Genomic DNA, 18,722 nt, shown 5'->3' with positions numbered 1-18,722 from the left:
AGTGGCGGCGGCAAAACGCCGCCAAAAGACACATATCTCCATCGGAGCATGAAAAATCTCCACCGGTCCCATCTAAAAGATGACTCCGGTGGAGATTTTATTTTAGGGGTTTTGGGACAGCCCCTTTTTGCGGTGAAAGAGGTGAAGCAAATTGGGAAAATAGTTTCCCGTTTGTTTCGCTAAGGGATGGAATAATGAATGGATAGAAAAAAATGATTGGTAAAGCTGAATGATATGTGTTAGACATCGATTGTGGTCTGGATACGAGTGAATCTCCTTCCGCTTCAACAGACTTGTCATGTGACAGTGATAGCTCCAGATGCTGGAAAGCTCGAATTTAAATGATCTTCGTCTAGATGGTTGACCCTGTACTATGGTACATGATTTATCTTATATTTGATGCGTTCAATAAACAAAGTTTAAAGAAAAGACCGAAAATGTGAAAGGATAATGTCTGAACTCCTTCAATATTGGTATCTGTTTCCAATTTCTATTTTAATCGCAACGGTTGCCATGTCATCTGGCATTGGAGGGGCTGTATTTTTTTCTCCTCTATTCGTTTTAGTGTTAAAGGTGGATCCTTATACTGCTATCGGAGCAGGTTTGCTGACAGAATTATTTGGATTTATGTCAGGATTAGTAGGTTATGTCAGAAAACGGCTGATTGACTTTTCTTTTGGTAAAAAACTCCTGTTTTTTTTCAATTCCTGCTTCCATCATAGGAGTCTTTCTATCCTCTTACATATCGGGGGATATTCTTATGATCATATTTGCTATCGGAATCATTTTTGTGGGGTGGCAATTATTCCTGTCCTATCGCATGGATAAAAGTCATTCATTTAAAGATATACCTTTAACCTATAGCAACGACAGGGAAGAAACTGTAATAGAAGATGTCAATGGAAAGAGATATCATTATACGATTTGTAGTAAGTCTTTGGCCAAAATGTTAACGTCAATTGGAGGCGCATTCTTTGGAATGGTTGCTGTCGGGTTGGCGGAGCTCTTGGAATATCAATTTCTTGTTCGTTGTAGGATTCCTACTCCCGTTGCGGTAGCTACTTCTATTTTTGTCGTATCAGTGACTGTCATTGGCGTTGTGATAGTCAGGATATTTATAGAAATAGGGGGGGCTGGTTTTGAAGAATTGTTAACAACAGGAAAAATTGTTATGTTCACGGCCCCCGGGGTGTTAGTAGGTGGTCAAATCGGTCCCTGGCTACAAGCGAAAATGGATCCGTCTTTAATGAAATTGGTTGTAGCTCTTGTCCTCCTATTAACAGGAGTGTTTCTTCTCATCATTTAACATTCAAGAAAGGATAGGTGGCTTTATGTTCATGTTAGTGATTATTATTATGTTAGCAGGAGCTTTATATTATCTTTCAAAAATTAAAAAGCAAAACGATCATATCTTAGAGCTAATATCTAGGTCCAAAAATTTGTGACTTATATCTGTGGTTATACTTTCATCGAATAAGATAAAAAAATAAACTTTTCTGTTGCCCTGTACTAAAGTACAGGGTTTATATTATGGATAGAGGTGATTAGATGGGTTATCAAATCAGTGAATTGGCAAACGCTTGTGGGGTAAACAAGGAGACAATTCGTTACTATGAAAGGAAACAGTTGATCCCGGAACCTCCGAGAAATGAATCTGGATACCGTATTTACACGGACGAAACGGTGGAGCGAGTAAAATTCATCAAAAAAACACAAGAATTAGACTTCAGTCTGAAGGAAATCAACAAATTGTTGGGAGTAGTCGATCAGGATACTAGTCGATGTTAAGACATGTATGCATTCACCTCCAAAAAATTAGAATAAATCACTCGTAAAGTCAAGGATTTGAAAAAAGTCAAACAATGTTAGAAGAATTGAAAGCTCGTTGTCCAAACCAAGATGAATTGTATAACTGTCCAATCATAGAACGATTACAAGACGAAGAAAGATAAGAATGAGTGACAAAACGTATTTACTCATCTTATTTTCAATTAGGGTTTGGGTAGTTGCGTTATTTGCTCATCCCTTATTGGATTACAAGAATTACAGTAAGAGCAACAAAACGAATAATAAAACCTAACCATGTTGTTAAAGAGAAAGGGGAAGAATAATAATGAAGAAATATCATTTACCTGTTCATGGAATGACATGTGATCATTGTGCCAAACTGTCAAAAAAGTGTTACAAAATCATGGGGCAGAGGCTGTGCATGTTAACTATCCCGGGGGAAAAGCTGAATTTAATATAAAGGAAGAACATCTAAAAAAAGCAAAAGAATCGATCCAACGATCAGGATATACACCAGGAAGCGAAACTATCGTCGAGGACCCCCCGATTTCTGACAAAAAGCTAGATATGGATTCACTAGTGTTGCATTAATATTGATTCAAGATTCAAAATACACCCAATATTCAATTTTTGGTTCATAAGCGCATAAAAAAATCCTTTACAATGGAAGTACAGGTGGTTCCTGTCCAAATCCAACGTAAAGGATATCAGCTATGGACAAGAATACACGATTATCTTCATTTGGTAAATGGGTTGCACCCATAAATATGAAACTTTTTAATGAACAAGTAAAAAAAGATGGATTGGATAAATATAAGAAAAAATTATCAATGTCCTCTTTTACAAAACTATTTCTCTATGCCCACTTGAAACAAGTGGAAAGCCTTCATGCGTTAAATGCAGAACTAGCCGATGAAAACTTACAGAAAGAGCTGGGGCTCAAATCAATCAGTGTCTCACAACTTTCTCGCAAAAACAGGGCTATAGATTCATCTCTGTTTTCCATGGTCTTTCTTGAATTAGTCCGGCAGATTCAGATGAAAACAAACAAACATCAATCACCATTTCCTTTAAAAATTATTGATTCAAGCACCATGCCGCTAAATCTCACCCGTTGTAACTGGGCTACATTCCGAAAGAGCAAAGGTGGTGTCAAACTTCATCTTCGATTGGTTTTTGTCGATCAAGATACGGTCTATCCTGATAAAGCCGTTATCACCAATGCCGTTGAACACGATCGGAATCAACTGGAGATACTCGTTGATGACAAAGATGCCATGTATGTGTTTGATCGTGGATATATCGACTATGAACGGTTTGATCGGTACTTTGATGAAGGAATCTTTTTTCTCTCAAGACTGAAAAAGAATGCCGTCATAAGAGAGGTTGAATCCTTTTCTTTACCTAAAGGAAGTCCCATTACATCAGATAAAATGGCATACATCGGTACAACACCAAAGCGTACCGAAAATGTATTTGAATCCTTGAAACAGTCGATTCGAAAGGGAATCCAATACATTTGATCACAAATCGCTTTGACTTAAAAGCGGAAGAAATAGGCGACCTGTACCGTTCGAGATGGGCAATAGAGTTATTTTTCAAATGGTTAAAGCAGCACGTCGAAATAAAAACGTTTTTTGGATACAGCGAACAAGCTGTACACAATCAAATTTTCCTTGCATTAATTACGTATTGCCTGAATGTACTCGTTCAACTCGAAGCCAAAGGAAAACCAACATTATTACGGATTACCCGATGGCTCAAGGCAACCATGTGGAGACCAGCAAGAGTATGGTTCGGATTCATTGAGCAAAGAGGGAGTCCGTAAACGTGTACAAGTCGATGTTGCTCGAGTAGTAAATGTATAATTTTACCAAATAGACAGTGCCACTTCTCGCTTAGGATTGTCTTTTTAGCTCATTTACCAGAGTGATATATAGACAGAATATTCAAACTATAATTATATGGTTTTATGCAACACTAGTGATGTGGATTACGATTTCGTGGTTATTGGATCCGGAGGGGCTGCATTTTCTGCCGCGATCGACAGTAGCCATGGTTGAAAAAGGTACGATTGGTGGTACGTGTGTCAATATCGGCTGTGTACCTTCCAAAACGTTGTTAAGAGCAAGTGAGATCAACCAAAAAGCGAGCGATCATCCATTTGAAGGCTTACGTATCCAAACAGACGATCCAGATCTAGCTCAGCTAAAAGATCAAAAGGATGACCTCGTAAAACAACTGCGGCAAGAAAAATATATGGATTTAATTAATGACTATGGATTTGATTTAATCCAGGGAGAACCGTATCACAAATAGTGGTAAAGCAGAGAATAGAAGTAACCTTAGAAAAGGAAATGTTAGAAAAAATATAATAAAAACAAGGGTACCGTAACCTCAATTTTTTTACGAAAGAGTTTTTATTAGTTGTGATAATCTAATTAACCCTTCTTCTAATTGCTCTAATGAGGCAAAAGAGTACGATAACCGAAGATGGTTAAAATAATTTTTATCATATACCATTCCCGGATTTAATAAGATATGTTCTCTGAGTGCTAGATCAAATAATTTCTTAGTTGAAATATCTGATTCCAGCCTAAGCCATATATAAAAGCCACCTTTTGGAATACTCCACGTAGCAATTTTTGAAAAATATTCGTTTAAGATTTTAATGGTAAAATCCCTTCTATACTTTAACTCCTCTCTTATTTCCTTTAAGAAATCAGAGTATAATCCACTAGCCAGCCATTTTTCTACAGCATATTGTGATAAGGAACTTGAACCATAATCTGTTTGCATTTTTATATCTGCTAAACGATTTATGACAGGTTCAGGGCCGACAATCCAACCTATTCGTAGTCCGGGACTTAGTGTTTTCGATACGCTCCCTATATATAAGACATTCCCTTGAGTATCATTTGCTTTTAGAGGTTTTGGGGGAGGGTTTTCAATCCATAAGTCTCCATAAACATCATCTTCAATAATAGGAATAGATGCCTTCTGGCAGACATCTATTAATTCCATTCGCCTTCTTTCAGACATTAATGTGCCTGTTGGATTGTGGAAAGTAGGTATCGTATAGAGCAAAGACGCATGATGTTGTCGCTTCAAACGTCCTATTGAGTCACATTTAATTCCTTCTTTATCCATTGATATACCTAATAAATTCATTTCAGACGATTGGAATACATGTACGGAGTTCAAATATGAAGGTGTTTCATGAAGAATAGTTGACCCTCTATTTAGTAATCCAAGCGATATCAATTGCAGTGCTTGCAGTCCTCCTGAAACAATTAAGATCGATTCAGGTGATGCTTCGATTCCTTTTGTTCTTAAATATGCCCTAACCGTTTTACGCAAAGATAGACTTCCTTTAGGCTCCATGTATCCAAGCGATAAAGACTGTTCATCATCTATTTGTAGTGTTTGTCCCATTATTTTGTTGGGTAATAAGTCTGGTGAAAGTTCTCCTGTTCCAAGCCTAATCATAGTAGAGTCTTCCTCGGCTTTATTAATTTCTTGGATGATTGATATATTTGGTTTATGAATACAGGATTTAACATAACTAAACCAATCTGGAGGAGGAGTTGAAGCAAGTAGACTCCATGTATTGTTAGTCACCCTAGTACCGCTCCCAACCTTAGATTCAATTAGTCCGTCGGCAGCCAGTTCTTCAAGTACAATTACAATTGTACTGCGATTTACTTGAAATAGATTTGCTAAATTTCTTTGTGGTGGTATTTTAGTACCTATTGTCCATTCGCCATTCATTATTTTCTTTTTCATAAAATCAGATATTTGCTGATGTAAAGGAACGGAAGAATTTTTTTGTGGCTTCCACTCTAATTCAGACATAGGCTATCTCCAATCATTTTTTTTAATTATAACAAAATGGTTGGGTGAATTTCCATCCAATTGGTTGGAGACATATTGGTCATCTTTCGCTATTCTAGATGAGAAGAGGGGGGAATCATAGTGGAAGCCTTATTTCATGGAGTGATATTGGCATTTGGATTAATATTACCTTTAGGTGTCCAAAATGTATTTATATTTAATCAAGGAGCAACACAAAAAAAATTCACCAATTCTTTACCTGCGGTTATTACTGCGGGGGTTTGTGATACCATACTGATTTATTTGGCTGTGGCAGGGGTATCCATGGTTGTTTTAAGTTTTGAATGGTTAAAAGTTTTATTATTTTTAGTTGGATTCTTTTTCTTAGCCTATATGGGTTGGATTATGTGGAAAAACACACCCGAAAAAAACGCTAATCAAGTGCAAAATCGTTTTTCTGCACGTCGTCAGGTTACATTTGCTGCTTCTGTCTCATTATTTAATCCTCATGCTATTATGGATACTATAGGAGTTATTGGGACTAGTTCATTGGTTTATACAGGCTATGATAAATGGGTGTTTACCGTGGCTTGTATGATGATTTCTTGGATCTGGTTCTTTTCCTTAGCGATTTCTGGCAGAAAGATTGGCCAATTTGATAAAAATGGTAAGTTATTAAAACATATGAACCAAGTTTCCGCACTTATTATATGGGTTATGACTATTTATATGGGATATCAACTATATTCATTGGTAAATTAACATGAACTTTAAGATGCTTTACCATAAATACAAAGTGAAGCGAGATTCAAGGATGACTATACGATTATGGTAGATGGCCAACGCATTACCGCTACCCATTTTTTGATTGCAACAGGGGCTTCCCCACTAATTCCTGACATTCCAGGATTAAATGATGACGATTACCTGACAAGCACCTCTGCACTGAATGTAACTGCAGTCCCTAAACATCTCGTTATTATTGGCTCGGGATATATTGCATTGGAGTTGGGGCAAATGCTTCATGATTTGGGGGCAGAAGTGACCCTCATGCAAAGGACTAATCGCTTATTAAGTAAATACGATCCAGAAGTATCTGAAGCTGTTGAGAACGCTCTTACGGAAGAAGGGATTGGATTCATAAAAGGTATAGAATACCAAAAAGTTGTTCAAAACGGAGATCAGAAACAAGTGCATATACGTGTTAATGGAAAAGAACAAGTGGTGGAAGGGGATCAACTTCTAGTAGCAATTGGCCGAAACCCCAATACTGCATCTCTTCATCTTGAAGAAGCTGGTGTGAAAGTAGGTAAGGATGGAGAAATCATAACAAATGACTATCTAGAAACCAACGTCTCTCACATTTACGCAGCCGGTGATGCAACACTAGGACCGCAATTTGTTTATGTAGCAGCTCATCAAGGAAAGATCGTAGGACACAATGTGGTAAGGGAAGTAAAAAAAGCACACGATTTGCGAACCGTTCCAGCTGTTACTTTTACTCACCCTTCTGTGGGTTCTGTGGGTTTAACAGAGAAACAAGCGAAAGAAGAAGGTTATAAAGTAAAAACATCCGTATTACCATTAGAGTCAGTACCTAGAGCTTTAGCTAATCATCAAACGACTGGGGTGTTTAAACTCGTAATGGATGGTGAAAATAGGGAAATCATCGGGGCTCATGTAGTTGCAGAGAATGCGGGTGACGTGATTTATGCAGCGACATTAGCTGTCAAATTTAAGTGAACGGCAGAGGATCTTCAAGAGACGCTTGCTCCGTATCTTACAATGGCGGAAGGGTTAAAATTAGCAAGTCTAACTTTCAATAAGGATGTTTCGAAATTATCTTGTTGTGCTGAGTAATCAAACAAAATAACGGATATTTTTACCGTATATCGCGCTGGGTATTTTAGGTGTTCTTTTCTTAATCATCTGCTTTGCCGTCCTTGCTATGCGGATGTATAACAGCATTCGTTTGAAATGACCCATTTAGTGAAGCTTACCTATGTTAATACGAATAATAAACATAAGATAAGATTAAAAAGGGGGTGACTAAGTTGAGTTACGGTGGCAGAAGAGATGATGAGGAAGTAAATGTAAGAGTGGATAGCGAGAATGATATAAAGAATGAGAGCCGCAGCCGTTCAAAGAGTGAGAACGAGAATTTCTTAAAGGATAAAAACTTCAATGAAAACGATGCAAAAGCTAGTGTTGATAAAAGCGGAAATGCACATGTGAATGTAGATGTTCATGTAGACGCTGAATCTCTCTCAAAAAGTCGTAACAGAGCATTTGCAGATGCTGAGGCTGATCAAAAACAAACCCAAGATCAAGATCAGAGGAATGAAAGTGATCGTCGTAGAAAACGTTCTTAATATTTTTTAGAAGGGACGTTAGAGTACTAACATGCGCTTATGTCCCTTCTTTTTTCTCAAGGAGGTTCAAGTTATGCAAGAAGATCAATTGATTAGAAGTATATCACGTGTCAACAAAAGTGGTAACTCAGATGTTGATGTTACAGTGAATATTGATACTTCAGCCCTTGCGTATGCTTACGCTTGTATGCTTTATGCAGAAGGAAAGTTAAGCAGAAGCCAGTTTGAAAAGATGGTTAACGAGATGGATAAACTTTATCAAAGAAAAGAGTACACTGAAAGGTTTAAGGAGCACCATAATAATAAAGAGGAGATATCTCGTCGACCAGTTCCTCGGTTATTTTTCTAATAATAACTCACATTGAATGATGGATAGTCTTTATTTAAACTAAATTTTCTTGCTTAAGCTATTTTTTATTGAATACTTCTTTCAATCAAAAATAGAATTTGTTTTTAATAACATTATTTAAGTCCGATTTTAATGAGGATGAAACGTAAAAGAGGCATTGGTGAAAAAAGTATAAAGGTAAGATAAAGCCAATTATCTTCTCGCAAAATTGAAGAGCAAAAAGTAAGAGCAGGATCGGGATGGCTTGCTCTGTATCAGTTCTCAAAACATGGCCTTTATTAAATAATCCTATTTTACAATTTTTAATTACTAAGAAAAAAATAGTAGGGTACACACAATTAAAAAAGCCACCGTTACAAAGAACAGAGGCTTTAAGGAGGTGATTGTACTAAACAAGATAAGAGGTCTAAAAAAGTATCTAGGAATTCACTCAATAAATAAAGTGAGTTATACGTTTAGTCCACCTTCTGTTTTTCCCCTATATGCATGTCTGTGTCGTGTATCTCCATTGACGGAAGTTACCCCTTCGAAATAATCAAAATGTCCACCTTCAGGAAGTCGGACAACAGGCCCCGTTGGAAGAAGTTCAAGCTCTTCAGAGGAACTGAGCCGAATGGCACAAGAGTTCAAAGAAGAAGGGAGTAAATGTAAATCATAAAAGGAACCAGCATGCTATTCTGTTTCCGGGATGGTAAGTTTGCTGTGCTATAATGGAAACTGAAAACGCTTAGAAAGAGAGGAATAAGCATGAAGAAACCCTATGTGTACCTTACACGACAAATGCCGCCAGCAATCGTTGAAAAATTAGAAGCAGAATGCGAAGTAGGGATGTGGGAAAAAGAAGAACAACCGGTACCAAAAGAGATACTCGAAAAAGAAATTCAAACAGCTGATGCTGTGTTTTGCACCATTTCTGATCCGATTGATAAAGAACTGATAAACAAAGCAGAAAACTTGAAAATCATTTCCACTATGGCCGTAGGGTTTAACAATATTGATGTGGAGGCTGCATCGAAGAGAAACATTCAAGTAGCTCATACGCCGGGGGTTTTATCAGAAACCACTGCAGATCTAACCTTTGCGCTTTTAATGGCAGCAGCTAGAAGAATTCCGGAAGGCATGGAAGTTATAAAAAATAATGAATGGGGAGCATGGGCTCCTTTCTTTTTAACTGGACAAGATATTCATCATGCAAGGCTTGGAATTATTGGAATGGGCAGAATAGGAGAAGCAGTGGCAAAACGAGGAACCGGCTTTGATATGGATATTGTTTATCACAATCGTTCTCGTAAATCAGAAGCTGAAAACGAAATCGGAGCACGTTATGTGGAAATGGATGAGTTGCTTGAAACCTCGGATTTCGTTTGTGTAATGACGCCATACACAAAAGAAACACATCATATGATAAATAGAGAAGCTTTTCAAAAAATGAAAAACACAGCTATTTTCATTAATTCTTCCCGCGGCGGCACGGTGAACGAAGACGCATTATATGATGCATTAAAGAACGGGGACATACGCGGTGCAGGGCTTGACGTGTTTGAAAATGAACCCATTTCAGCGGATCACCCTTTGTTGTCTCTTCCCAATGTGACAGCGCTTCCGCATATTGGCAGTGCGAGTGAAAATACACGCTGGAAGATGGCAGATATGACAGCCAACCATATCCTGCAAGGGCTGCGAGGAGAAGAACCGGACCATCCAGTAACCTTATAATTATCGGCAGCGTGGAAAGCGTTAAAATCTCTGTAAGGATAGAATGATTCCTTACAGAGATTTGATTTTATTCCTCTTTTTCTATTTTGCTGAGAAATTCATCTAATTTGTCTTGTGTTTCCTCGGTTAGATCTTGAATAGAATCTGTATCCGGTTCATCAGCTTTTGCTTCATCGATCAGTGGATAAAGACTTTCTTCGATATTTGTATAATCATCTGGATACTCTTCTTCTACCTGTTTTTCAATAGCGTCCCAGCTTTCTTCCAGCTTTTTACCTTCGGATTGAATGTCTTCTGGATTATCAGAAGAGTTTTCTGCCGTTTCACTTAAGCTGTTTAGAGTAGATTGAACTTCTTCCACTCCGCTTGTCAGATCTTCCTCTGAACCTTTTTCGTCAGAAGCGTCTTCCTCTGTTTCCTCTTGTTCGTCAGTCGTTTCTTCTGTTTGTTCGGTTTCATCTGTGCCAGTGTCGTTCTGATCTGCATTTTGTTCCTCTTCCTCTGCACCTCCGCAGGCGGAAAGGACGAGTGCTGAGCTTAGGGTGACGGAAAACAGAAATTTTTTCATCGGTGGAAGCCTCCTCTTAATGTTTGAAATGCTTATACAAATATCTAGTCTCTTTTATATCCAACTGTTTTTTCTATTAAACTCGGTCGGAAGACATCCGAAAAATCTAGCAGTCAATATAGTGGTTCGGAGATGGCAGTTGATCGGAACGGACTCAGGATTTCGTTATTTTCCAGTTTGGAAGGGTTATTGGACTAGGATACCTTATTTGACTTTAAATCAAGATTCGCAGCCACATATAAAGCCGCTTTTTTTGCAAAGATAGCGAACGAGGAGCAAAAAAGAGCTGTCCCTGACTGAACTGCACCCCGTCAAGTAGACAATAAAAATAATAAGAAGAAACTAAGCGGCTGTTCGCAACGCAAAAGTCAGCACATCCTGTGCAAGCCAGTTTGACGTTGTCACAGGACGTGACGTTTTTGGCGACGAAAGTGCAACGCAGAAGTCACCACATCCTGTGGAAGTAAGAGCGCCTTTCATGACTGAAGAACATTTACCTGTCGAGGCTGAACAGGGCACTTGCGCTTTTGTTCTGCATTAAACCGACTCTGTGCCATAAAAATACTCCCCTCCAGGCCAAACAGATTTTTTATTTTATCTGTCTACCTTTTGGGGAGCATATCAGACCAGGGACAGCTTAATGTAATGTCGAAGCGGTGTTAATTTTTTAGTTTTTGTTCTTCTTCTCGTTTTCTCTGAAGGAAAAATGCAGTTTCTGCAGCGACAACACCGGATAGCCCGAGCAGCCCAATTAAGTTTGGTGCAGCCATTAAGCCGTTCATAATATCAGCGATGGTCCAAACGGTATCAAGCTCTAATATGGCGCCAAAGAATATAGCAATCACAAAAATAACCCGGTACACCATGATGGAAGAAGTTTTATTCGTTAAATAATAAATGCAGCGTTCGCCGTAATAAGACCAGCCAAGCATGGTAGAATAGGCGAAGAAAACAAGGCCGATCGAGACGATAAACGCACCTGCAGGTCCTAAAAACATTTCAAAGGTAGCAGAAGTCAATGCGGCGCCGTCTACATACGAGTTTGCATCTAAATACAGTTCACCCATCACCAGGGCCATACCAGTGATAGAACAGATAATAATGGTGTCGATAAACACCTGGGTCATCGATACTAATGCTTGTCGTCCCGGATAATCGGTTCGTGCGGAAGCTGCTGCAATCGGAGCAGAACCGAGCCCGGCTTCGTTTGAAAACACCCCGCGGGCCACACCCATTTGAATTACGGCACCAATCGCCCCGCCCGCTACAGCCTGGCCGGTAAACGCATCGGTGAAAATTAAGCTTACCGCTTCTGGAACGAGGTCAAAATTGAAGAGAATAAGGATAAGTCCTCCGATAACATAGAAAACCGCCATCACCGGAACAATAAAAGCTACCACCCGACCGATGGATTTAATACCGCCAATAATAACAATTCCAGTTAAAATCATAAGAATAATACCAGTGGCCCAATACGGGAAGCTCCAGTTTTCTTGAAGTACGTCTGCGACTGAGTTGGATTGTACCGTGTTTCCAATCCCGAGCGAAGCCACTGCTGCGAAAACGGCGAATAATACAGCCAGCCATTTCCAGCCAAGTCCTTTTTCGATATAATACATCGGACCGCCGGCCATCTCGCCGCGTTCATCCTTTACCCTGTATTTAACAGCAAGGATGGCTTCTGCATATTTAGTAGCCATCCCAAACAATGCCGACATCCACATCCAAAAAACAGCACCTGGACCACCAACCACAACGGCTGTGGCAACCCCGGCTATGTTACCGGTACCGACTGTTGCCGCGAGTGCTGTCATTAACGATTGAAAGTGGGAAATATCACCTTCCGATTGTTTGTCCTGGTTTTTTGTAAACACTAATTTTAGAGCATACGGCAGTGTTTTAAACTGCAAAAAAGCCAATCGAAAGGTTAAATAAATACCGGTGCCGACTAACAATATAAGAAACGGCGGCCCCCACACAAAATCACTGATCATTCCTAAAAATTCGTTCACATTCAGTAATAATCCCTCCTGTTTCTGTCTCTATTTTTCTATTTCATCCCCGTTACTCCATCGTATGTATGGAAGAATTATGAAGATCGAGGAGGAATAGCGCTAATATTAATAGTATTCTGATAAGATGATACTTATTAGTATATCAGACTGATAACTATGTTAACAAAACTTTTCGAGAAGGATTCAGAGATTGAAAGATTATCTCCTCTCTTTCTTTTGTTTTGTCTGGAAGACAGCAGGGAAGATAAGAATTAGAAATAATAAGAACGGGGTGGAACAATGAATACAGAAAGCTTAAAAATTACAGGTATTGCCGGAAGTTTGCGTAAAGATTCTTACAATAGAGTAGTCTTAAAGCATTTAGCGCAGGAACGGCCGGATTCAGTTGACTTTTCCATTTATGATCTCAAACATATCCCATTGTTTAATGGAGATCTAGAAGAAAACGGAGACCCAGAAGCAGTTGTAGTTTTCAAAGAGGCAATAGAGGAGGCAGATGGATTATTGATTGTTACCCCTGAGTACAGCCATGGGGTCCCGGGGATGTTAAAAAATGCATTAGACTGGGCAGCAAGTGTTACAAATGAAAATGTCCTGGAAAACAAACCAGCATTTGTTTTAGGTGCTTCTCCTGCTATGACGGGGACTGCTTTTGCACAAGTGCAAGTGAAACAAACCCTCGCAGCAGCTGGAGCGCTTGTGATGCAGCAGCCTGAAGTGTATGTCGGCCAGGTTTCGAATAAAATAGAGGACGGAAAAATAACAGATGAAAAAACAAAGCAGGCGCTTGATCAATCGCTCCGTGCTTTTATAAAGTGGGTTCAAAAAATGAATAAGTAATGAAAGGGGTTGTCTCAAAAGGAAGACGCAGCCCTATCTTTTATTGCAACATTCCAAAAAAAGGGTTTTAAAGCCTGAGACAAGAGAAAGAGGAAGCGGTAATGAAGAAAGGCTCTTGTAAGATGTTGTACTCCCCGTTGTTTGCTTTTTAAAGATGTTGCGGCCGACCCTGCTTGAAGAGGGTCATCTCGAGCGCCGCTGCCTGTACAGAAAAGAGAAAACAAAGCAAAACAGCCGGTCGTGGACTTATTTTCATGACCGGCTGTTTCCCGTGCAATGGCTTTTGAGACAACGAGCTTCTTCGTGGTTGTTCTACCGTTGTAATTCCTTTTGGCGAAGCTCCACGCGCCTGATTTTCCCGGAGGTTGTTTTAGGAAGCTCTTCGATAAACTCAATGTGGCGAGGGTACTTGTATGGAGCTGTGAGCGCTTTCGTATGATCCTGGAGCTCTTGAATTAATGCTTCTTTATTTGCAGCGCTGTCTGGATCTTTTAATACGATATAGGCTTTGACAATGCTTCCGCGGACTTCATCTGGACAAGCGACAACCGCGCATTCTTTTACAGCCTCATGTTTGGTCAGAGCATCTTCGACTTCAAATGGACCGATCGTGTAGCCGGAGCTGATAATAATGTCATCGCTGCGCCCTTCAAACCAGAGGTAGCCATCCTCATCTTTTGACGCCTGATCACCGGTTAAATACCAATCTCCTCGAAACGCAGCAGCGGTCCGCCCGGTATCTTTATAATATTCCTTAAAAAGCGCAGGGCAGTCTTTATGAACAGCGATATCGCCAACCTCTCCGGGTGCTGCCGGCTGCCCTTTGTCATTAATAACGTCGACTGTGTTCCCAGGAGTCGGTTTTCCCATCGAACCAGGTTTTATGGTCATATCAAGCAGTGTTCCGACTAACAGCGTATTTTCCGTTTGTCCGTATCCATCGCGGACATCCACGTCAAAAGCCTCTTTAAAAGCTTCGATCACCGGGCGGTTCAGAGGCTCGCCTGCAGACACTGTACTTCGGAGCTCCGGCAAGTTATACGAAGACAGGCTGTCGACTTTTGACATGAGCCGGTACTCTGTCGGGGTGCAGCAGAGGACGTTAATTTTTTCTTTTTCCAGCAGGCTGAGATACGTATTCGGATCGAATTTGCCTTGATAAACAAATGCAGTCGCACCAAGGGTGATTGTTGATAAAAACGGACTCCATATCCATTTTTGCCACCCAGGAGCTGCCGTAGCCCAGACAATATCGTTTTCCCGTACATCGAGCCATTCCTTTGCTGCTGTACGAACATGTGCATACGCCCAGGCGTGGGTATGTACCACTCCTTTTGGATTTCCTGTCGTACCTGAAGTATAAGATAGAAAAGCAATATCATCCCGGGAGGTGTTTTCACCGCTGAATTGGTCACTTTGCAGAATGACACTTTCTTCAAATGCTTTCCAGCCGTTCTGTTCTCCGCCAATAACAAATTTCTTTTCTAAGGAAGGCGTGCTTTCGTCTATTTTATCTGTTTCTTCGGTAGCCTTGTGAAAAGCTATCACACCTTTAGCTGTGGAGTGGTTAATGCGGTAACTTAAATCTTTTGCCCGCAGCATTTCAGAACAAGGTATAGCAATAATTCCTGCTTTCAGGCAGGCAAGATAAGCCATATAAGCCTCCGGCAGCCGTGGCAGAATAATAAGAATACGGTCGCCTTTTTGAAAACCTTCTGCTATAAGGGCGTTGGCGTATTGATTGGTGCGCTTAATCAGTTCAGAGTAGGAGACTTCCCGCCTGTTGCCGTCTTCACTCAGCCAGCGAACCGCCACCCGGTGCTCATTGTTTGTAAACGCTTCCAATTCATTTGTTACATTGTACTTTTCTGGAGCAATTAAATCTTCTCTTTTCAAAAAATCCCCTCCCGTCAAGATCTTCTAAGACTACTCGAGTTCTCTTTTTATTATACTAAAATAAATAAAATTTTGAAATCTTTTTTTATCAAGAAAGACGTGGTCGATGGACGCCGCGTCTTTGAGGAGGATTATTTGTAATGGCCGCCAATTTTTTGTGCGCGCAGCTGGGCTTGGCCTGCATCGGTAAGAGAAGAAGCATAAAGAAGCGTACCGCTCCCAAACCGCTCTTTTAAATCATCTACTGTTTGATTCAAGGTTTCGCGGTCTTGAATGGGGTGAAACAGGTTGAGCTGGCGAAAGGTATCATTTGCGAGCTGATCGAGCGTAATGCCGACACTTCGCAGCGGATATCCATCCCAATGCTCATGAAAAAGCCCGGCAGCTGCTTCGTAAATGACTCTTCCGTCATTGGTATAATCCTCAAGCTTTGTCTGGCGGTGAAAACCGGCCGGAAAATCAAAATCATGGCCGCCCGCCCCTGCAGAAACAGTCGTGCCCATATAGCCGTTCTGCCTGGCACGGCGGGCCACCTCTTCACTCAATTCCCGCAAAACGACTTTGACTTCGTCCCACGTATAATAATCGCGGGGAAGCGTCATATGGTGGCCGATGCCTTTGCGGCGGATATGGGTGTTGACTGTTACGGGGGAGGGATCCCATCCGTAAGCAGTCCGCCAAAGCAGCTCTCCATTTATGCCCCAGCGTTTTTTCATTTGTTCGAGCGGAAAGCGGGCAAGCTGGCCGATGGTGCGGATGCCCATATTACGAAGGTGGCGCTCCATTCGTTTTCCAACTCCAAATAAGTCCCCGATGGAACGCGGCCATAGCTTCTGCTCCAAATTATCTTGAGTTAATGTAAAAATTCCTTCCGGCGCTTTTTTCGCGAAATGGTCGCAAGCCATCTTGGCAAGCACTTTTGTCGGACCAATGCCAACACGGGCGTTTACGCCAAGCATTCGTTTAATTTGCCGTTTCATACGCTCTGCTGCTTTTACTGGATCGCCGCCGAACGGTTCAAGGGAATAGGTCATTTCTACAAAAATTTCATCCACGCTGTACGGTTCGACTTCATCGCTGAACGTTTCAAGCACGGCAGCAATTTCAACCGAGGCATCCAAGTAGGCCTGCATACGCGGTTTAATGACCACGAGATCCGGACATTTATTTTCTGCTTCCCAAAGAGCTTCTGCCGTTTTCACGCCCCATTGTTTGGCGATTGGGCAGGCCGCAAGGATGACGCCGCTGCGGATTTTTGGATCTCCCGCCACGACTACGGGTTTATCTTCAAGGTCTGCGCGGCAGACCTTTTCAAAGCTCGCATAAAACGACTGCATATCCACTAAAAATACGATCCTCTCCATCATCATCGCTCCACTAAAAAGACTTGAGATAATTTTATTATATGAGAACAAACGTTCCTTTTCAACAGTAGACATTTTCCATCAGCCGCTCCCAGATTTCTTTTTTAAAACAGAACGCTCGTGCTATAATACATTTAAATTCGTCGAAAAAGGAGAAAGACAATGGAAATGGAAAAACGGATTTTAGGAGCGCTTAACCATATTCAAGAGACTTTAACAGAGCAAGGAGAAACTCTAAAAGAGCACGGACGAATGCTGTCTGCTTTAAAAACAGGCCAGGAGGAATTAAAAGCTGAAATCGATGGCATGAAAAGGCAGAATGCCAAAGAATTTAGTGATATAAAAGACCGGTTAGAGAACCTTGAAGCAAGCTATGACGTATTAAAAGACGAAACCTGGACGAACAAAAGAGATGTGTACCGTATTAAAAACACGTTAGGTTTAAAATAAACATCCTGTCTACCACCTCGACCCGCTGGATTAATCCTTTTCATCAATCACCTTTTTCATTTTTGTCTTATCCATCCTGCGTTACGATGGATATAAAAGGTAAAAGGAGTCCTTCCATGATAGATGCTCATATCCATTTAGATCAATATGAAAACATAGAAATGAAAATAAATTCCTGGCAAAAAGCCGGCATCAAAAAAGTAATTGCCGTTTCTTACGATCTTGCTTCCTCGTATAAAACATTGGAGCTAAAAGAAAAGTTTCCTGATTTTATTTTGGCAGGTGCCGGTTTTCATCCGGAAAAAGGTTTGCCAAAGGAATCCGATTTTCAAGAATGGCAGCGGCTTATCCGCCAGGAACGTAATAACATAGCATGCATTGGAGAAATAGGTCTGCCTCATTATGAACTCGAAAAACTCCCGCATTCTCTTGAATCACATATGGACTTTTTCAAACGGTGTTTACATACAGCGGAAGAACACTCTCTTCCTGCAGCTCTTCATGCTGTTTATGATAAAGCAGCCATCGTTTATGAAATCCTGCAGCAGGAAACCCCTGACATCGCTGCGCATTTCCACTGGCTGAAAGCCCAGATGGAAGTGGTCCGGCAAATTACAGCTGCGGGTTATTACGTTTCCCTCACACCAGAAGTATGCTATCGCGAGAGAGATCAAGTCTTAGCTACCTTTATTCCAATGGAACAATTGTTAATGGAAACGGACGGCCCATGGCCGTTTAAAGGGCCTTTTGAAGGAAAAGAAACCACACCATTATTTCTGCCGGACATCGCAGCTTTTTTAGCAAAAGAAAGAAAAATGAACATCCACACTCTAAAAGAACAAATTCTGCATAATACCATGCGTCTGTATGGCTCAAATATTTGAGGCGGTGGACACAGGTTACCGTTATTTTCATTATTTTCTCTTTTTGGAGGCCTTACGTGGACCGTGGTTCCGTTGTTTCCCGCAGATCACCTTATATCTGTGTTTATATAGAATAACGGAATGAGGGGCCGCGAGCCTATCCATAAAGCTCTTTTTTTGAGACATAGCGGAACGAGGGTCCATCCCCTACAGCAAAAGAGTGGAAAACAGCAAACGTAGAAAAAACTAATACCAGTGATTGACGATGTTTCTCATCGGAGTCTGCCGTACCGGTGATGATCAAATACGTTTGAGAGAGGCTGCAGCAGGGAAGAGGATCACAGACGCAATAAAACAAACAGACAGGAGGGCTATGATGAAAGTAGATCAGCTATTTAATGAACAAAATGAAGAAATTCAGTTTAATACAGGTGAGATTAACGTGAAAAATGACGATCCTGAAGATTGGGAAGTAAAAATATACGGAGTCGAAAATCAGCGTTTTTTCACAGATGCATTAAGAGACAGCCGGAAAGAACATCTAACATTTGAAACGAGCAAAGGAACGATGAATAGAATGGTCGATATTGAAGCCTTTGACTCCGCAAAGGAAGAAAACGTAGTAACAATGAAAGGAACCAGCACCTTAAATGGATATAAACAATAA

The 18,722-nt window shown here is 40.6% G+C and carries 16 protein-coding genes and 4 pseudogenes; 15 read left to right on the top strand and 5 right to left on the bottom strand.

Features of this window, described 5'->3' with window-relative positions:
• The 6 genes and pseudogenes from ACE1TI_RS14365 to ACE1TI_RS14340 all read left to right on the top strand — a co-directional run.
• A partial coding sequence (locus tag ACE1TI_RS14365) for a hypothetical protein (RefSeq protein WP_375008266.1) occupies nucleotides 1-183 on the top strand: 183 nt, incomplete at its 5' end.
• Nucleotides 184-664: 481 nt separating this feature from the next.
• Nucleotides 665-1,306 carry a TSUP family transporter gene (locus ACE1TI_RS14360; RefSeq protein WP_375008265.1) on the top strand — a complete coding sequence of 214 codons (642 nt, stop codon included), beginning with the start codon at nucleotides 665-667 and terminating at the stop codon, nucleotides 1,304-1,306.
• Nucleotides 1,307-1,548: 242 nt separating this feature from the next.
• Nucleotides 1,549-1,952: pseudogene (gene merR, locus ACE1TI_RS14355) on the top strand (Hg(II)-responsive transcriptional regulator).
• A 253-nt stretch (nucleotides 1,953-2,205) separates the two neighbouring features.
• Nucleotides 2,206-2,379 carry a hypothetical protein gene (locus ACE1TI_RS14350; protein ID WP_375008264.1) on the top strand — a complete coding sequence of 58 codons (174 nt, stop codon included), beginning with the start codon at nucleotides 2,206-2,208 and terminating at the stop codon, nucleotides 2,377-2,379.
• A gap of 122 nt (nucleotides 2,380-2,501) precedes the next feature.
• Nucleotides 2,502-3,616 (top strand): annotated as a pseudogene (locus tag ACE1TI_RS14345) (IS4 family transposase).
• 157 nt (nucleotides 3,617-3,773) lie between these two features.
• Nucleotides 3,774-4,092, top strand: a pseudogene (locus tag ACE1TI_RS14340) (FAD-dependent oxidoreductase); the annotation flags it as partial.
• A gap of 102 nt (nucleotides 4,093-4,194) precedes the next feature.
• Here ACE1TI_RS14340 and ACE1TI_RS14335 read toward each other — a convergent pair.
• Nucleotides 4,195-5,643, bottom strand: a complete 1,449-nt coding sequence (locus ACE1TI_RS14335; RefSeq protein ID WP_375008263.1) for an aminotransferase-like domain-containing protein — start codon at nucleotides 5,641-5,643, stop codon at nucleotides 4,195-4,197.
• A 120-nt stretch (nucleotides 5,644-5,763) separates the two neighbouring features.
• Here ACE1TI_RS14335 and ACE1TI_RS14330 point away from each other — a divergent pair, with 120 nt between their 5' ends.
• The 5 genes and pseudogenes from ACE1TI_RS14330 to ACE1TI_RS14310 all read left to right on the top strand — a co-directional run bounded on the left by ACE1TI_RS14330 (nucleotide 5,764) and on the right by ACE1TI_RS14310 (nucleotide 10,059).
• Nucleotides 5,764-6,384 carry a LysE/ArgO family amino acid transporter gene (locus tag ACE1TI_RS14330; protein WP_375008262.1) on the top strand — a complete coding sequence of 207 codons (621 nt, stop codon included), beginning with the start codon at nucleotides 5,764-5,766 and terminating at the stop codon, nucleotides 6,382-6,384.
• A 27-nt stretch (nucleotides 6,385-6,411) separates the two neighbouring features.
• Nucleotides 6,412-7,482 (top strand): annotated as a pseudogene (locus tag ACE1TI_RS14325) (dihydrolipoyl dehydrogenase family protein); the annotation flags it as partial.
• Nucleotides 7,483-7,676: 194 nt separating this feature from the next.
• Nucleotides 7,677-7,994 (top strand): hypothetical protein, encoded by a 318-nt coding sequence (locus tag ACE1TI_RS14320; protein WP_375008261.1) that lies wholly within the window; start codon nucleotides 7,677-7,679, stop codon nucleotides 7,992-7,994.
• Between the two features lie 73 nt (nucleotides 7,995-8,067).
• On the top strand, nucleotides 8,068-8,343 hold the full coding sequence (locus ACE1TI_RS14315) for a hypothetical protein (RefSeq protein WP_375008260.1): 276 nt from the start codon (nucleotides 8,068-8,070) through the stop codon (nucleotides 8,341-8,343).
• 747 nt (nucleotides 8,344-9,090) lie between these two features.
• Nucleotides 9,091-10,059, top strand: a complete 969-nt coding sequence (locus ACE1TI_RS14310) for a 2-hydroxyacid dehydrogenase (RefSeq protein WP_375008259.1) — start codon at nucleotides 9,091-9,093, stop codon at nucleotides 10,057-10,059.
• A gap of 67 nt (nucleotides 10,060-10,126) precedes the next feature.
• Here the strand turns inward: ACE1TI_RS14310 and ACE1TI_RS14305 are convergent, their stop codons facing one another.
• Nucleotides 10,127-10,627 (bottom strand): hypothetical protein, encoded by a 501-nt coding sequence (locus tag ACE1TI_RS14305; protein ID WP_375008258.1) that lies wholly within the window; start codon nucleotides 10,625-10,627, stop codon nucleotides 10,127-10,129.
• Nucleotides 10,628-11,286: 659 nt separating this feature from the next.
• The gene (locus ACE1TI_RS14300) at nucleotides 11,287-12,621 is read right to left on the bottom strand and encodes an alanine/glycine:cation symporter family protein (RefSeq protein WP_375008269.1); all 1,335 of its coding nucleotides are present in this window, start codon (nucleotides 12,619-12,621) and stop codon (nucleotides 11,287-11,289) included.
• A gap of 300 nt (nucleotides 12,622-12,921) precedes the next feature.
• Between ACE1TI_RS14300 and ACE1TI_RS14295 the strand changes: the two genes are divergently transcribed.
• Nucleotides 12,922-13,482 carry an NADPH-dependent FMN reductase gene (locus tag ACE1TI_RS14295; RefSeq protein ID WP_375008257.1) on the top strand — a complete coding sequence of 187 codons (561 nt, stop codon included), beginning with the start codon at nucleotides 12,922-12,924 and terminating at the stop codon, nucleotides 13,480-13,482.
• A 312-nt stretch (nucleotides 13,483-13,794) separates the two neighbouring features.
• Here ACE1TI_RS14295 and mbcS read toward each other — a convergent pair whose 3' ends face one another.
• Together mbcS and ACE1TI_RS14285 are read right to left on the bottom strand one after the other, a co-directional pair.
• Nucleotides 13,795-15,378: an acyl-CoA synthetase MbcS gene (gene mbcS / locus ACE1TI_RS14290; RefSeq protein ID WP_375008256.1), complete on the bottom strand. Its 1,584-nt coding sequence runs from the start codon at nucleotides 15,376-15,378 to the stop codon at nucleotides 13,795-13,797.
• Between the two features lie 131 nt (nucleotides 15,379-15,509).
• Nucleotides 15,510-16,745, bottom strand: a complete 1,236-nt coding sequence (locus ACE1TI_RS14285; protein ID WP_375008268.1) for a DNA polymerase IV — start codon at nucleotides 16,743-16,745, stop codon at nucleotides 15,510-15,512.
• Between the two features lie 159 nt (nucleotides 16,746-16,904).
• Here ACE1TI_RS14285 and ACE1TI_RS14280 point away from each other — a divergent pair, with 159 nt between their 5' ends.
• From ACE1TI_RS14280 to ACE1TI_RS14270, 3 genes are all read left to right on the top strand, one after another.
• Complete coding sequence (locus tag ACE1TI_RS14280; RefSeq protein ID WP_375008255.1) at nucleotides 16,905-17,192, top strand: hypothetical protein; 288 nt, start codon at nucleotides 16,905-16,907, stop codon at nucleotides 17,190-17,192.
• A 116-nt stretch (nucleotides 17,193-17,308) separates the two neighbouring features.
• A complete protein-coding gene (locus ACE1TI_RS14275; RefSeq protein WP_375008254.1) occupies nucleotides 17,309-18,076 on the top strand; it encodes a TatD family hydrolase in 768 nt (255 codons plus the stop codon).
• 355 nt (nucleotides 18,077-18,431) lie between these two features.
• A complete protein-coding gene (locus ACE1TI_RS14270; RefSeq protein WP_375008253.1) occupies nucleotides 18,432-18,722 on the top strand; it encodes a hypothetical protein in 291 nt (96 codons plus the stop codon).

This window comes from Alteribacillus sp. JSM 102045, assembly GCF_041949975.1.
Taxonomy (GTDB): domain Bacteria; phylum Bacillota; class Bacilli; order Bacillales; family Marinococcaceae; genus Alteribacillus.
The sequence above is the reverse complement of the archived record's forward strand: the minus strand, read 5'-3'. Positions and strand labels throughout refer to the sequence as shown.